A 15155-nucleotide genomic window follows, 5' to 3' on the forward strand; every position below is an offset into this window, starting at 1 on the left:
GGGCCTCGGAGAGCCCCGACGGCACGGCTTCCGGCGACGGCGTCCCGCCGGCCGGAAGCCGGTCGGACCCGGTTCCCGGATCGCCCCGACCACGCTCCTTCACGCCGACGGCCCTTCGGCCGCCCCGTGCCGGATCCGGCGGCGGATGTTCGCAACTTAAAAGATGTCGTTGCCGTCAGGAAGGAGCAACTCTCTTCTAGAAGCGTTCGGTAGGCCTGTCCGAGTCCGTTGACGTGGAGGTTGTGATGTCTGTGGTGGTTTCCGATCTGGACGCCTATTACGGCTCGTTCACCAGTGAGCGCGAGAAGGAGGCCCTGGGAGTTCCGCTGCGCCTGGTCGCCGCGTGGTCGAAGAACGACGCGGACGGGGTGGCGGACCAGTTCACCGAGGACGGCGTTCTGATCCTCCCCGGTGACGTGTTGAAGAAGGGCCGTGAGGAGATCCGCTCGTTCATGGCGGCCGCCTATGCGGGGCCGTTCAAGGGGACGGGTGTGACGGGCACACCGGTCGACGTGCGGTTCGTGAGCGAAGAGGTCGCCCTGCTGCGGACGCACGGGGGGATCCTGGCGCCCGGGGAGACGGAGATCGCCCCGGAGCTGGCGGTGCGGTCGACCTGGGTGCTCGTCAAGCGGAACGGCGAGTGGAAGCTGGCGGGCTACCAGAACAGCCCGCGGGGCGCCGGCGCGACGTTGCGCTGGTGACGACCGGAACCCCTCCCCACCCACACACGAGGAGAACACACATGTCCACTGCGGTGTCCACATGGGGTAACGCCTCAGATCTGCTTTCCGCCGACGGGGTCGAGGAAGACCTCTCCTACTACCGGGAGTTCACTCGCGAGGACGAGAAGGCCGTCCTCTCGGTGGCCATGCGGATACAAGCCGCCTGGGCGGCCAACGACGCGGACGCGTTCGCCGACCTGTTCGCGCAGAACGGCAGCCTGCTCATGCAGGACGAGCAGCTCACCAGCCGCGAGCAGATCCGTGCCTTCATGGCCGCGGGTTTCGCCGGACCGTACAAGGGCGCCCGCGTGAGCGGCGGCCCGCTCCTGGTGACCTTCCTCAGTGACGACACCGCCATGGTGATCACCGAGGGAGGGATCATCCCCGCGGGCGGGACCACCGTCTCCCCCGAGCACGAGATCCGGGCGATGTGGGTGATCGTCAAGGACGTCGACGGCACGCCCAGGCTCCTGTCCCACCAGAGCAGCCCGGTCAGGGGCTGATCCGGGCCGGGATCCCGTTGACGTGGAGGTTGTGATGTCTGTGGTGGTTTCCGATCTGGACGCCTATTACGGCTCGTTCACCAGTGAGCGCGAGAAGGAGGCCCTGGGAGTTCCGCTGCGCCTGGTCGCCGCGTGGTCGAAGAACGACGCGGACGGGGTGGCGGACCAGTTCACCGAGGACGGCGTTCTGATCCTCCCCGGTGACGTGTTGAAGAAGGGCCGTGAGGAGATCCGCTCGTTCATGGCGGCCGCCTATGCGGGGCCGTTCAAGGGGACGGGTGTGACGGGCACACCGGTCGACGTGCGGTTCGTGAGCGAAGAGGTCGCCCTGCTGCGGACGCACGGGGGGATCCTGGCGCCCGGGGAGACGGAGATCGCCCCGGAGCTGGCGGTGCGGTCGACCTGGGTGCTCGTCAAGCGGAACGGCGAGTGGAAGCTGGCGGGCTACCAGAACAGCCCGCGGGGCGCCGGCGCGACGTTGCGCTGGTGACGACCGGAACCCCTCCCCACCCACACACGAGGAGAACACACATGTCCACAAAGGCGGCGGCGCTGGTCGACCAGGCCAAGCAGTGGGCCGGTTACTACGGTTCGTACTCCAACGGAGAGGAAGGCGCCGCGTACACCGCGCCCCTGCGCGTCCGGGCCGCATGGGAGTCCCAGGACGCCGAGGCGGTCGCCGGCATGTTCACGGAGAACGGCAGCCTGCTCCTGGGGGACGAGCAGCTCACCGGCCGTGAGCAGATCAGGGATTTCCTGAAGAAGGCCTTCCAGGAACAGTACCGCGGCACGCGGATTCCCGAGGAGCCCCTGGAGGTCAGGCTGCTCACCCCGCAGGTCGCGCTCGCCGTCACACAGGGCGGGCAGGTGGCCGAGGCGGCCGAGACCTGGACGCCGGAGGACGAGTACCGGGCGATGTGGGTGCTCGTCAAGCACGACGGCGACTGGAAGGTCGTCTGCCGCCAGACCAGCCCGGTCAAGGGCTGACGGCCGTCCGGCGCGTTCCCTTCCCGCACCGGCCGCACGCACCGCGGGGCAAGCAGCGCGCGCACGGCCGTGTGATCGTGAGAAGGGGCCGCCGCCCCCGGCTCTCCCTCGGAGGCGACGCGGCAGCGCAGGCGCACGGATCACCGTGCGGCACCCGGCTGCGGACCCAGCGACGACGCGTGAAGAGGCGCCCACCGGCACCCGGCGGGCGCAGCCGGGAACGGCCCGGCTGCGCCCGCCGGGTGCCCATCGGTGTTGCCGGCCGCCCAGCACGCCCCCGGCGCCCGGCCGCCGTGGAGACCGCCGGCCCGGAACCTCCCCGGCCGTGAGGGACCGCTCCGGCGGACTGCGCCGGTCCCTCCTCCCGACGCCGCGCGTGTACGGGCCGTGCCCGCGGGACCGCCCGGTCGGCCCCGCCGACTTCTCCGGCAACGGCCGCACCGTGCGGCCTCGATCCGCGGGTGGGTCCGCCGGCGCACCCGTCCCCGGCTCCGCGCACCGAGCGGCCGCGAGGACAGCGCGCGTCCCGCCGTCGGCCCGACGCCTCCGCGCGACCCGTGCGCCCACAACGGCGCACGTACCTCACGGATCCCCCGCTCCACAGGTTCCGGCCCCGGCCGACGGTCCCGCGCCACGAGCCGGTTCCCGCCGCGGGGTCTTCGGTGAGCCGCGCGTGGGAACCGGGGGAAGGAGCGGGCGGTCTCCTCTTCCCCCTTCCTTCCCGTCACCGTCCACTGCGGACGGGCAGCCAACCGCTCCGCAGGACGGCGGGGAGCGGCGTCGGCCGGACGGACGGTCCCGCGCGGGGGGCATCGCCACCGCGGTGAACCTCAAGGACGCCTCCCGGCCCTGTCCCGGTCGACGGCGACCCGCCCGCCGCGGCCGGCGGAGCGGGCGCCCCGGCACCCCGTCCGGCGGCGAGCGCACGGTTCCGCCCCGGGTCCCCGGGTCCCCGGGTCCCCGGGTCCCCGGGCCCGCCGGCCTCGCGGACGGCGGGCCCGGACCCACGTCCGCGGGGCGGGACGGCCGGGGAGCGGGGATCCTCCGGGCGCCCGCCACGCGCAGCTCGCGCGCCCGGACGCGGCGGGGCCGTCACCGCCCTTTCGGCTCGCGGCCCCCGCCCACGGGGCCCCTCAGCTCCGCTGTCCGTCGAGGACCTCGCCCCGCGAGTGCAGGCGGAGTTGCTCCTCCTGGGAGTACTCGACGCGGTTCATGGCCAGGCGCAGCAGTGGCGGCGCCATGATCGAGGTCACCACGGCGACGAGGACCACGATGGTGTACGTGGCGGTGTCCAGGATCCCCAGTCGCAGGCCGACCATCGCGACGATGATCTCGATGACACCGCGGGCGTTCATCCCGGCGCCGAGCGCCAGCGCCTCCCACTTGCTCAGCCGGCTCAGCCGGGCTCCGAGGTAGGCCCCGGCGAATTTGCCGACGACCGCGACGACGAGCACGGCCAGAGCAGCCGCCAGCACCTCGGGCCGGCTCAGCGCCCTGAGGTCGACCCTCAACCCCGCGGTCGCGAAGAACAGCGGAGCCAGCACGGCGAGGACGACGGTGCGGAGCCCGGCCGTGCGCTCCGCGGTGAACTCCTTGTTCGAACCGATGAGGATGCCGCAGACGAACGCCCCGAAGACCGCTTCCAGTCCGAGGGACTGGGTGCCGGATGCGGCGAGCAGGACCAGCACGGCGAAGATCGCGACGATCCGCTCCTGGGAACCGGCGTTGAGCCGCAGGGCGGTCCGGACGAGGGGACGCCCGATCACGACCGCCAGGAGCAGGACGAGCAGCATGCGCATCAGCGTGAGGGCGATGTCGTCGGCTCCGAGACCGCCCACGGCCATCGCGGAGACGATCGACAGCAGGAACCACCCGAAAGCGTCGTCGACCATGCCGGCCATGAGCGTCAGCTGACCCACGTTCCGGTGGATGAGATTCATGTCCATGAGCGTCTTGGCGATGACCGGGATCGCGCTGACGCACATGGCCACGCCCATGAAGAGCGCGAAGACCGTGGTGTCGGACCTACCGGGGGAGAGCACCTGCGCCAGCGGGTAACCGACGGCGATGCCGAGTCCGAGGGGAATGATCAGCCCGGACAGGCTGATCCGCAATGCCGTACGGCCTCGGCGGCGCATCAGGCCGAGGTCCATCTCGGCTCCGGTGAGCCCCACCAGGAGCAGGACGGCGATCTGCCCGACTGCGTCGAGCAGGTGGATCTGCGCCGGATCGGCCGGCAACAACCAGCCGGAGAGGTCCGGGGCCATCCATCCCATCAGCGAGGGTCCCAGCAAGACGCCCGCGGTCAGCTCCCCCGTGATCGGGGGCATTCCCATGCGCACTGCGAGGCGGCCCAGCACTACGGCCAGGAGAAGCAGCACGCCCACCTGGAGCAGGAAGACGAGCAACGAGTGGGAGTCCAGGGACTCCACCGGGGCTACCATCAGAGAAACTCCTCGGTGATGTTTTCCGCCCATGGGGCCGGCCACGATCGGTATGCGTGTGGCCGAACGGCCTGGAGGCGGAGATCCAGCTTTCGTCGTCGCGGAAGCGGGGCCGCACACGGTGCCGGGCCGGGCGGCGTCGGTGAGCGCGCCGGCGGAACGCCGTGCGTGCGCGGACGCATCGCCGCCCGTGTCCGGACGGCCGGGCGCGTCGCCGCGAACCGTCGCCTTGGCGTCGCCGCGGGCGGCCGGGCACTTCGCGGGACGGCTTCCGGCGAGTGCGCGGCCTTCGGCGGCAGCCGTCCGTCGTGTGCTCGGCAGCCGGATCGTCCGGTGGCCCGCCGCTCGCCCGGCGTCGTTCGGCGGACCTCGGACATGTGCCCGGGCCCCGCTTCGGCCGGCGCCCGGTGACCTCCTGCCCCGGCCGCCGCACGGGTGTCCCGCGCGGTCCTTCGTCCGGGCGGGACGGATGTCCACGTCGTGCGGCGTGCCCGGCCGTTCGCAGGTCCTCGGTGAGGGACCGGGCCGCCCACCGCCGCACCGGGCCGCGGGACGCCCGCCCGGTCGTCTCCCCCCGGGGACGGGGCCGGCCGCCTCGACCGCGTCCGTCCCGTACGGGGAGCAGAACCCGGCGGGCTCATCGGCGAGCGCGGCATCGGGACCGACCCACCGGGTGCCGGCCGGCTCCACGGTCCCGGCGGCCGCCGGGGCGTCCCGCGGCATCACGACGCTCCCCGGCGGCAGCCGGAGCCGCGGCGGCGCGCGAGACGGCACGCCGGACCGGCCACCACCGCGGCGGGGCGCTCCGGCGTGCCGGCGTCCTCGGGCGGCCCCCGGTCACCCGTCACGGGTGTCTCCCGGCCGGGGCGCCGGCTCGGAGCACCGGCGTGCGAAGGGCGCACCGGACCGGGCCTCAGGCAACGGTCATCTCGATCCGCGCGTGGTCACCGATCACGAGGCGGTGGCCCAGGTCGCCCTTCTCGCCCGGGCCGACCGCGGCGAACCGGCCGACGAGGGAACCGCGCAGGCCCCGGGGTGTGCAGAGGTAGGCCCCCTGGAGCACGACCGAATCGGACACATGGGTGTCGCGCACCACGCAGTCGTGTCCGATCGAGGTCCCCGGCCCGATCCAACTGTCTTCGACCAGCGTGCCCGCCCCGATGATCACCGGTCCCTCGATACGGGAACGGACCACCCGGGCACCCGGCTCGATGACGACCCGGCCGTGCAGTTCGCTGGCCGCGTCGACCTGGCCCCTGACGTCGGTGCGCAGCTCGCCGAGCAGCCGGCGGTTGCACTGCAGGACGTCGTCGGCCCGGCCGACGTCCTTCCAGAAGCCGTCGTACCGGCGGGCCACGACATCGTCCCCCCGGCCGATCAGCCACTGGACGGCGTCGGTGATCTCCAGTTCGCCGCGGGCGCTGGGCGCGATGGCCTCGGTCGCCGCGTGAATGGCCGCCGTGAAGTAGTACAGACCCACGACGGCGAGGTCGGTGCGTGGCTGCGAGGGCTTCTCCACCAGACGCAGCACCGAGCCGTCCGTGTCCACCTCGGCCACACCGTAGGCACGCGGGTCCGCCACCTTCTGCACCACGAGGCCGGCGGCCGGACGCCGTTCCCGGAACTCCTCGACGATTCCGGTGACCGTGTCGTCCGTGTCGGCCAGGATGTTGTCCCCCAGGTACATCAGGAAGTCGTCGTCGCCGAGGAACGGACGGGCCGTCCGCACCGCGTGGGCCAGGCCCAGCGGCCGGTCCTGCCGCAGATAGGTGAGGTTCACGCCGAAGCGGGAGCCGTCGCCCATGGCCGCGGAGATCGCCTCCGTCCAGTCACCGGTGAGGAGGCAGATCTCCGTCACACCCAGTTCACGGATGTGTGTGATCACGTGCTCCAGAACCGGCCTGTTCGCGAGCGGGATGAGCTGTTTCGGCGTGGAATACGTGAATGGACGGAGGCGGACGCCGAATCCGCCCGTCAGCACCAGTGCCTTCACCGGCCATCGCCTCCTGGTCTCATGCGTAGGCGGTTCCAGGTCGGTCCCATCCCACCTCGCGAGCCCTGGGCGGCTCATCTTCCGGGGTGCCGTGAACGGCATGCGCAACGCGTGGCCGGCCGGCTCGGCGGAACCGGGGCGCGTGCCCGGCCGTCCGACGGTTCCGGCGCGGCAACGCGCCGGAACCGTCTCGAAGCGCCCGGACCGGGTCGTTGCGCACGGGCGGCGGCCGGATCGCGGGTTCGTCGGGGAGCGGGCAGGACCCGCGTGTTCATCCCGTGCCCGCAGCGCTTCGTCGAGCGGCGCGACTCACGGGTGGCCACACGGTCGACGGTGGCCGAGCCCCGGGCGCGGGTACGCGGACGGGTCCGCGGGCGGACCGGGCGCGCGCACGCCCGGCGAGGGATCCGCCGGTGCCCGGGAGATCGCTGCGGAGCCCGGTGTGCGACGGTGGATCGGGCTGCGGGTGTGCTTCGGGGCGGTCCGGGTGCCCGTGCTGCGGCCGGAAGGGGCCGACGGGCCGGGGCCCGTGAGGAGACGGGCGGCTCGTGCGGTGTCACGGGCGGGGCGGCACCCGGCGCGCCCGGGAGGGACGCCCCGGTCCGTGGGGAGCAGTGCGGTGCTCCCCACCCGGGGGAGGCGGGGCGGTCGCTGCCGCGCCCGGGGCCGTGGGTGCTGCGGTCACACCCCCTCGTCGGCTCAGGGCCAGTCCAGTTCGCCGGGATCGTCGGGGCCTCCCAGGACGGGGCTGCCCGGGCCGGCGGCGTGCCGGACGGTGAGCGGGGTGGTGCACATGAGGCCTCCTCGGAGATGAGCGGAGCGACCGCTGGCGCTGGGTTCCGTACTCGTTCGGAAGCTGAAACTAGCGAGCTGACCTCGCGTTTGACAAACACTTGTCAAACTTAGGCAACTTGCCAGTATGGGCGGGATCTTGCCTCGCGCACACGGCCCGTTCCGTGCGGCGGGAGGTGTGGCGGCGCACGGAACGGGCCGAGGCCGCGTCGGGCTGGTTTCCGGGCGCGCCTCGCCGCGGGCGGATCGTGGGGGTGCGCGTCGGGTCCTGCCGTGAGGACCGGGCAGCGGCAGGTGACGGTGGGCGGGCCGGTGTCGGCGAGAGGGGGCCGCCACGTCCGGACGCGAGGCGGGGGCGGAGGGGGGACGGCGCGGACCGGCGGCGACCGGCGGCAACGCGACAGCCGAACGCCGTGGATGCTCGCCTGCGGCCCCCTCCGGGCGACGGGCCGGAGGAGGTCAGGGACGCGGTGCCCCGCAAGTGGGCCTCCGGGCCGCGACGTCCGTCCCCCGGGTTCGGTCGGCAGGTCGTCTCAGGAACGGCTCGTGCCCTCCCTCGCACCGGGCGGTCGGCCGGTAACCGGCCGTGCCCTCCCGGCATTCCCCGGCTCGCGCACGGTGCACCAGTGCGACCTGATCGCCCAGGTTCCGCCGTGACATGTCGTACAGCGACACCGTGACGTCGAACTCCTGCCCGATGCGCCTCACCAGACGGGAGATCAGCAGCGAGTCGCCGCCGCGGACGAAGAAGTCGGAGTGCTCGGTGAGGTCCGAGCGGCCGAGCAGCTCGCTCCACGCCCGGACCATGAAGTCCCTCACGTCATAGGCCGGATCGGCGGGGTGAGCGGGGCTCGGGGCGTCGTACGCGGTGGCCGGCGCACCTGCGGCTTCAGAGTGATCACGGGTCATTTACGCTACTCCTGTCGGCTGCGTCGAGCGACGGTGGCCGGGCGCGCCCGTACCCCCATGTTGCCAAGCAGCGTACGTCACAGGCGTCCGTGCTGGCAGATGGTTTGCCTACACAGTTGCCAAGCTTTCGCGAGTACCCGGTGGGTCCGAGTGGGCGAGAGGCGCAGCCTGCGAGCTCCTCGGGTTTGCCAAAGAAGGCGGCGGGGCGGTGTCGTTTGGCACGCCCGGTGAGGAAGCTGTGACACACTAGTGGCAAGTGGTCCGGCTGGAACCTCCGCAGTCCATCCACCATTGGGGCAATCACGTGCTGGAACAGCCATCCTTCGGCCGTCGACTCAAGCAGCTGCGGACCGAACGGGGCCTTTCGCAGGCCACCCTCGCCGGTGACGGCATATCGACCGGATACCTGTCGCGCCTGGAGTCCGGAGCCCGACAGCCCACGGATCGCGTCGTGGCGTACCTGGCCGACCGGCTGGGGGTGGGCCCTTCGGAGTTCGAGGAGAGCCGGACGACCTCGCTGGCCCGGATTCTGTCGATCGCCACCTCCCTCGATTCGGACGAGACCAACGAGCAGCTCGCCGAGGCACTGGAGTCGGCTCGGACGCAGGACCCGATGCTGCGCTGGCAGGCCCTGTGGCGGCTCGCCGAGTGGAAGCGCCGGCACGGTGAGAACGCCGCCGAGCGCGCTTACCTCGACGAGCTCGTCGTGCTCAGCGAGGAGACCGGTCTGGCCGAACTGCGTTGCAGAGCGCTGACCCGGCTCGCCAGGTCGCTGCGCACGGCGGGCGAGATCGCCCCGGCCGCCGACGCGGCAGCCACCGCCCACCGCCTGGCCCGGGAGAACGAGCTGTCCGCCCAGGACCTGGCCGCGGTCCTGCTCGTCCTGGTCTCCGTGGAGGCGGAGGCGGGCAGGCTGCCGGACGCCCGGCAGCACGCCGACGAGTTGGCCGTCCTGGTCGAGGGCCGCAGCGACGCGCTGTGGGCCGAGGCCATGTGGACCGTGGTCGCCGTGCGGGTGCGCCAAGGCGACTTCGGGCCCGCGCAGGAGCTCCTGGAGCAGGCCCTCGACCGGTTCGGCAGCGGGGAGAACGTGACGCTGTGGCTGCGGTTGCGGCTCATCGCGGCCGATCTGCACCTGCAGAAGTTCCCGCCCGAACCAGAGGTCGCCCAGCGGTACATCGAGGACGCGGAGGCGGCGCTGCCCTTCTGCGGCACCTCCGCGATAGAGCACGAGCTGACCGCCCTCAGAACCCACCTCGCTTTCCACGAGGGCAGGTTCGAGGACGCCCGGGCCCTGCTCGACCGGCTCGGCCGGTCCGACCGGCGGATGTCCTACCGGAGCCGGATCAGGCTCGAGGTCCTGGAGAACCAGCTGCGCATCCTCGAGGGCGACGAGGACGCGGGCGTGGCCGGGCTGCAGCGGCTCGCTCTGCGGGCCCAGGAGTCCTCCAACATCGACCTCGCGGCGACGATCTGGCGGATCGCCGCGGAGTGCCTGCTCAAGTCCCGCGGCAAGGTGCCGGGCGTCAGGGCCTGACCGCGCACGGCACCGGGGCGGAAACACGGCGGGGCACGCCCGCACCCCCACCGGCTGCCGTACCGGGTTCCCCGCGCGGCGAGGAGACCCGCGCGGCGGCCGGACCGTGTTCCGGGGGAGGTCACCGCGCCGGGTTCTTCGTCCACCGGGCACGCAGGCCCGCTCCGACTGCGCACGGAAGGAGACGCGGCCGGATCGGGGCGAGGCCGAGAATGGACTGTCGCGGCCGGGGAGCGCGGTCCGGTCCGACGCCGCCCGGCCGGGTCCGGCGACCGGCAGGGCGAGGCAGCCGCTCCCGGGTCCGCCGGGAGCGGCGGCACGATGCAGGGAGTGAGGCGTTGTCCGTGCTTCAGAGCGACGTTGTCCCCGTCTTCGTCGACGGCGAGACCCTGACCGTCGGCGCGGTGCGCCGGGTCGCCGAAGAGGGCGCGGCGGTGAGCCTCAGCCGGAGCGCGGTGGCCAGGGCGGGCGCCAGTAGGCAGGCCCTGGAGGACCTCGTCCGCCGGGACGTGCCGGTCGACGGAGTGACGTCCTTCGACCGCGGCGGAGCGGTGCGGGTCGGCGTCGACGAGGCGGGCGAACTCCAGGCCAACCTGATCCGCAGTCACAGCACGGGCGTAGGACCCCTGTTCGCCTCGGATGAGGCCAGGGCCGTCGTCGTGACCCTGCTGAACTCACTGGCCAAGGGATACTCCGCGGTGCGTCCCGTGATACTTGAGCGCCTTGCCGCGTATCTCAACGGCGGGCTCACACCGGCCGTCCCCGAAATCGGTTCCCTGGGTGCCGGAGGGGACACGACGCCCCTGGCCCATGTCGCGGGCACCCTGATCGGCGAGGGGCATGTCCTGCTGGACGGCAAGCGGGTGGAGACGGCGCAGGTCCTGCGGGAGCGGGGCGTCCGGCCGCTGCGGCTCGGCTTCAAGGAGGGCCGGGCGCTGATCGGCGGCACGTCCGCGATGACCGGCCTCGGCTCGCTGGTCGTGGCGCGGGCGCTCGACCAGGTACGGCAGGCGGAGGTCGCCACAGCCCTGGTGACCGGGGTGCTCGGCGGTTCGGCGGAGCACTGCCTCGCCGCGGGGCACGACCTCGCCCGCCCCCATCCGGGACAGATCGACACGGCCGCGAACCTGCGGGAGCTGCTGCGCGGCGGCGCCACGGCGCCGTCCGCGGGCGGTGCACCGAGCGGGTCACGCGCCCCGTGGGCGTATTCGCTGCGGGCCGTCCCGCAGGTGGTCGGGGCCGTGCGGGACACCCTGTACCGGGCGGTGAGCACCCTGGAGACCGAGCTCAACTCGGCCCAGGACGACCCGCTGTTCCTGCCGGACCAGGAAGTGTTCCACGGGGCGAACGGCCACGGCCAGCCGGTCGCCTTCGCCCTGGACTTCGTGACAATCGCGCTCGTCCAGCTCGGCGTCCTGGCCGAGCGGCAGTTCCAGCAGGTCCTGAACGCCGGGGCCGGCGACGGGCTGCCCCCGTTCCTCACCGCCGCCGACCCGGCGCTGCACCACGGCTTCGCCGGGATGCGATTCCCGGCGTCCGCCCTGGTGGCGGAGAACCGCACGATAGGCCCGGCCAGTACGCAGGGCGTGCCCTCCACGGGCACGGCCCACGACGTCGTCAGCATGGGCCTGGTCGCGGTCCGCGGGGCGCGGAAGGTACTGGAGAACAACAACCGGATCCTCGCGATGGAGTTCCTGGCCGCCGCCCAGGCCGTGGATGTGTCCCGCCGGTTCGGCGACCTCGCTCCGGCGGCGCAGGCGGCCTACGACGCCGTGCGGTCCCTGGTGCCGATGCTGGGCGTGGACCGTCCCCTGGCCGAGGACGTCGAACTGACGGCCACCGCCCTGGCACGGGGTGAGGTGCTGCGGGCGATCGGCCGGTACGGGAATGTCGTGCCGCGCTGAGGCTTCCCCGCCCGCCGCGCCGGGCACCGCGAGCAGACCGGTCACGCTTTCCACCCGCTGCACGACGGACGTGACGCCCGGCTCTGGTGAGAGAGGTGAGGAAGATGAGCGACAGTCGGCGAGGATTCCCGGGGGCGAACGACGACCCGGGGGGCTACGGCGGCGGGTCCGGCGCACCGGCCGCCGGCACCGTCGGCGAAGTACCGGCCGCGGCGGTCCTGAGCGCCACGGCGCGCGCGTCCACCGCCTACACCGCGTCCGCCGCACAGAGCGCCGCCACGGCGCTGGTGCGGATGTTCGTCGGCCAGGGGACCTTCGCCCCCGAACTCTGGGGGCCGCCCGAGGCACCCGGCACGGTCCCGGCCGACCCCGTGGACAGCGACGCGCAGCCGGCCGGCCCGGGGCGGATCCGTACCGCGGTCGGCCCGGTCCCCGGGGACGGAAGGCCGAACGGGCACCCCGCGGCGTGCACGGGCCCGGTGCGCGCGGTCCGCGCCCCGTTCCGGAGCAGTCCGGAGGATGCGGCGAACGGCGGGGACCGGGGAGGATCGGCCACGCGCCCCCGCCGGGTCGTACACGCCGACGGCGGCAGCCGGTGACTTCGCCGTGCCCGCCCGTGCGCGCCCGGCCGCGGCAGGGGGCGCCCCCCGGTGAGCACGGCCCGGTCACGGGCCGCACCGGTGGTCCGGCGGTTGCGGACGCGGTCCCGAACCGGGCCGCGCGTGATTCAGGAGGTGCGTGACGTGAGGCCCGTCGTCAAAGCGGTGCTGCGGGGTGCGCTCAAGGACGTGCGGCATGTGCGGGCCGTCGCTCCGGGGCGTGCCGGGGAGTCGGTGGCCCGCGTGTACGCACAGATCGAGCGGGACTTCGGGGTGCTCGCCCCGCCACTGGCCCTGCACTCGCCCGCGCCCCCGGTACTCGCGGCGAGCTGGCTGCTGCTGCGGGAGATCGTCCTGGTCGAGGGGCGGGTGGGCCGGGCGGCCAAGGAGGTCGTCGCCACCGAGGTGTCACGGGCCAACTCCTGCCCGTACTGCGTGGACGTCCACCAGAGCACGCTGCGGGAACTCCCGGGACCACCGGCCGCCGACCGCGACGCCCTCGGCGCCTGGGCTCGTTCCAGCGGACTCCGTCCGGCACCGGGACGACCGCCCGCCAGGCCGCCGTTCGGCCCGCAGGAGGCTCCCGAGCTCTACGGCGTGGCCGTCACCTTCCACTACATCAACCGCATGGTCAGCATCTACCTCGCCGACTCACCCGTGCCCGACCGGGCGCCCGGGTTCCTGCGCGGTGCGATCCTGCGTACGGCCGCGCGGTCGATGCGGCCGGCCGGCGCCGTCCCGCTGCGGCCCGGCGCGTCATTGGACCTGCTGCCCGGGACGCCGCTGCCGGCCGGTCTCGAATGGGCAGCCCCGAACGGGACCGTGGCCGCGGCGCTCGGCCGGGCCGCCGGCGCGGTGGAGGGCGCGGCGCACTGGGTGCCGGAACGGGTGCGGGAACTCCTGGGCGCACGCCTCGCCACGTGGGACGGCGGCCCCATGGGCCTGCGCCGCGCCTGGCTGGAGGAGGCCGTCGAAGGCCTGCCCGCGGCCGAACGGCCGACGGCCCGGCTCGCGTTGCTCAGCGCGTTCGCCTGCTACCAAATCACCGACGCCGACGTCTCGGTCTTCCGCGAACAGCACCCCACCGACCGGGAACTGATCGAGGTGACGTCGTGGGCGGCGCTGTCGGCCGCGCTCCGTGTGGGCCGCCGCTTCGAGGCGGCCCACACGTCCTCGTGACGCGGGCATCCGTCCCGCGGATCTTGCCCCGAGTGGTGCCCGGCGCGCAGCGGCTGGTGCGACGGCGTCCCCCGCGTGCGGCCGCGCACGCGATCCGTTCGCCGGTCCCGTGCGGGAGTGCCCCGCGCCGTTCGTCCCGGAACGGCGCGGGGCGCTCGGGGCGGCCCGCCGCGCTCAGCCGGCGAACCGGTGGATGCGCGGGGCCGGTCCGGACGGCCTGCCGGGACGCATCCTCAACGGCCCGTGCTGCGTACGGCGGGGTGCGGGGTGCGCGGGAGCGGACCGGTTGCCGGAGAGCGGCAGGATCCACCCGTCCAGTCCCGGACGCTCCGCCTCGTCCTCGGGGCCCTCGGGGTCCTCGGGCGACCGCCCCCCATGGGCTCCGCCCGGATCCCGGACCCCCGCGCCGGTGGCGGGTCCCGCGGCGGCCGGAGCCCGTCCCACGTCGGCGGCTTCGTCGACGGCCGCTTCCTCACGCGCCGCTCCTCCGTCGGCGGGTAGGGGTTCTCCTCGGGCCCCGGCAGCAGTGCCTTCCGCCGGGTCCGCGGAGTCCTCGCGCACCGCGGCGACGCCACCGTCACGCGCCGTCTCCGGCGCCCCGCCGGTCGCCACGGCCTCGAGCAGGGCGGTCCGGCCGAGGTTCCCACGGCCGAGGAGAGCGGAGACCAGGGTCGACCCGTCACTGCCGCGGTCCCGCAACTCGCTCGACACGGCGGACAACTGCCCGGCGATGCGGTCCACCACGTCGGCCACCGCCTCCGGGTTCTGGGCGAAGATGTCGCTCCACATCCGGTGGTCGCTGCCCGCGATGCGCGTCGTGTCCCGCAGACCGGCGCCGGCGAGCGCGAGGACCTCGCGGTCGACATCGGCGAGCTGAGCCGCCAGCGCGGAGCAGACGAGCTGGGGGACATGCGAGACCACGGCGGCGGCCTCGTCGTGCTCCTCGGGCGTCATGTCCCGGCGGCGCCCTCCGCACAGCGACACCAGCGCGTCGACCGCCTCGAGGGCTTCCGGCTGAACGGTGGGGTACGGGCACAGGATCCACGGCCGCCCGGCGAACAGGTCCGCCTGTGCCGCGCCGGGGCCGGACTGCTCCCGGCCCGCCATGGGGTGCCCTGGGACGTAGCCCATCAGGTCGCTGCCGCGCATCTCGGCCTCCGCCCAGATGATCTTCTTGGTCCCGGCGACATCGGTGTAGGCGCGGCCGAGTCCGCGGGCCTGCGCCGTGTAGAGGGCGTCCGCGACGGTGGCCGGCGGGGTGGCGATCACCACGAGGTCCGCGGGCGGTGTGGCCGGGGTCAGCTCCCGCCCGGCTCCCCTGCGGCGGGCATGGTCCAGGGCACTTCGGTCACGGTCCTCCAGGGCCACTTCGACTCCGGCCCGGGTGAGTGCGAGTGCGATGGACGTACCGATCAGTCCGCATCCGATCACCGTGACGCGCCGCAGGCCGGTACTGGTCATGGTCTCCTCCTTGGCGAGCTTCTGTCTCGGGTGGGTGCGGGCGGCGGGGCCCGGGGCGGCGGGGAGGGGGAGGATGCGTGTCCCGGGGCGGGCCGCGGGACCGCGTGACCGGCGCGGTCCCCCGA

General features: G+C 73.8%; 12 protein-coding genes. 8 read left to right on the plus strand and 4 right to left on the minus strand.

Translation table 11 applies throughout. The features are described 5' to 3' along the window. The first annotated feature begins 245 nt into the window (after window positions 1-245). The 4 genes from ACZ56B_RS11610 to ACZ56B_RS11625 are packed head-to-tail and all read left to right on the plus strand — an operon-like array spanning window position 246 to window position 2212. Window positions 246-701 (plus strand): SgcJ/EcaC family oxidoreductase, encoded by a 456-nt coding sequence (locus ACZ56B_RS11610; protein ID WP_468788745.1) that lies wholly within the window; start codon window positions 246-248, stop codon window positions 699-701. 41 nt (window positions 702-742) lie between these two features. Beyond that, complete coding sequence (locus ACZ56B_RS11615) at window positions 743-1225, plus strand: SgcJ/EcaC family oxidoreductase (RefSeq protein ID WP_468788747.1); 483 nt, start codon at window positions 743-745, stop codon at window positions 1223-1225. A gap of 34 nt (window positions 1226-1259) precedes the next feature. Next, complete coding sequence (locus ACZ56B_RS11620) at window positions 1260-1715, plus strand: SgcJ/EcaC family oxidoreductase (RefSeq protein ID WP_468788745.1); 456 nt, start codon at window positions 1260-1262, stop codon at window positions 1713-1715. Window positions 1716-1756: 41 nt separating this feature from the next. After that, complete coding sequence (locus ACZ56B_RS11625; protein ID WP_468788749.1) at window positions 1757-2212, plus strand: SgcJ/EcaC family oxidoreductase; 456 nt, start codon at window positions 1757-1759, stop codon at window positions 2210-2212. A 1133-nt stretch (window positions 2213-3345) separates the two neighbouring features. Here the strand turns inward: ACZ56B_RS11625 and ACZ56B_RS11630 are convergent. The 3 genes from ACZ56B_RS11630 to ACZ56B_RS11640 all read right to left on the minus strand — a co-directional run bounded on the left by ACZ56B_RS11630 (window position 3346) and on the right by ACZ56B_RS11640 (window position 8350). Further along, a complete protein-coding gene (locus ACZ56B_RS11630) occupies window positions 3346-4656 on the minus strand; it encodes a cation:proton antiporter (RefSeq protein WP_468788751.1) in 1311 nt (436 codons plus the stop codon). 913 nt (window positions 4657-5569) lie between these two features. Then, window positions 5570-6649 (minus strand): glucose-1-phosphate thymidylyltransferase, encoded by a 1080-nt coding sequence (locus ACZ56B_RS11635; RefSeq protein ID WP_468788753.1) that lies wholly within the window; start codon window positions 6647-6649, stop codon window positions 5570-5572. Between the two features lie 1251 nt (window positions 6650-7900). Continuing rightward, window positions 7901-8350 carry an acyl carrier protein gene (locus tag ACZ56B_RS11640; protein ID WP_468788755.1) on the minus strand — a complete coding sequence of 150 codons (450 nt, stop codon included), beginning with the start codon at window positions 8348-8350 and terminating at the stop codon, window positions 7901-7903. 304 nt (window positions 8351-8654) lie between these two features. Between ACZ56B_RS11640 and ACZ56B_RS11645 the strand changes: the two genes are divergently transcribed. The 4 genes from ACZ56B_RS11645 (at window position 8655) to ACZ56B_RS11660 (ending at window position 13569) form a co-directional block, all read left to right on the plus strand. Then, on the plus strand, window positions 8655-9887 hold the full coding sequence (locus ACZ56B_RS11645; protein ID WP_468788757.1) for a helix-turn-helix domain-containing protein: 1233 nt from the start codon (window positions 8655-8657) through the stop codon (window positions 9885-9887). 338 nt (window positions 9888-10225) lie between these two features. Beyond that, window positions 10226-11791: an aromatic amino acid lyase gene (locus ACZ56B_RS11650; protein ID WP_468788759.1), complete on the plus strand. Its 1566-nt coding sequence runs from the start codon at window positions 10226-10228 to the stop codon at window positions 11789-11791. Window positions 11792-11895: 104 nt separating this feature from the next. After that, window positions 11896-12390, plus strand: coding sequence for a hypothetical protein (locus ACZ56B_RS11655; RefSeq protein WP_468788761.1), 495 nt, complete (start codon window positions 11896-11898; stop codon window positions 12388-12390). 144 nt (window positions 12391-12534) lie between these two features. Further along, window positions 12535-13569, plus strand: a complete 1035-nt coding sequence (locus tag ACZ56B_RS11660; RefSeq protein ID WP_468788763.1) for a carboxymuconolactone decarboxylase family protein — start codon at window positions 12535-12537, stop codon at window positions 13567-13569. 174 nt (window positions 13570-13743) lie between these two features. Here the strand turns inward: ACZ56B_RS11660 and ACZ56B_RS11665 are convergent, their stop codons facing one another. Then, entirely contained in the window at window positions 13744-15030 is a 1287-nt protein-coding gene (locus ACZ56B_RS11665) for a prephenate dehydrogenase (RefSeq protein WP_468788765.1), read from the minus strand. Between the last annotated feature and the right edge of the window lie 125 nt (window positions 15031-15155).

The sequence above is a fragment of the Streptomyces sp. NPDC034670 genome, assembly GCF_055574875.1.

Bases quoted from the DNA above. Each gene is read 5' to 3' on its own strand.
- ACZ56B_RS11630 (WP_468788751.1), bottom strand. From the start codon at position 4,656: ATGGTAGCCCCGGTGGAGTCCCTGGACTCCCACTCGTTGCTCGTCTTC.
- ACZ56B_RS11625 (WP_468788749.1), top strand. From the start codon at position 1,757: ATGTCCACAAAGGCGGCGGCGCTGGTCGACCAGGCCAAGCAGTGGGCC.
- ACZ56B_RS11610 (WP_468788745.1), top strand. From the start codon at position 246: ATGTCTGTGGTGGTTTCCGATCTGGACGCCTATTACGGCTCGTTCACC.
- ACZ56B_RS11665 (WP_468788765.1), bottom strand. From the start codon at position 15,030: ATGACCAGTACCGGCCTGCGGCGCGTCACGGTGATCGGATGCGGACTG.
- ACZ56B_RS11655 (WP_468788761.1), top strand. From the start codon at position 11,896: ATGAGCGACAGTCGGCGAGGATTCCCGGGGGCGAACGACGACCCGGGG.
- ACZ56B_RS11620 (WP_468788745.1), top strand. From the start codon at position 1,260: ATGTCTGTGGTGGTTTCCGATCTGGACGCCTATTACGGCTCGTTCACC.
- ACZ56B_RS11640 (WP_468788755.1), bottom strand. From the start codon at position 8,350: ATGACCCGTGATCACTCTGAAGCCGCAGGTGCGCCGGCCACCGCGTAC.
- ACZ56B_RS11615 (WP_468788747.1), top strand. From the start codon at position 743: ATGTCCACTGCGGTGTCCACATGGGGTAACGCCTCAGATCTGCTTTCC.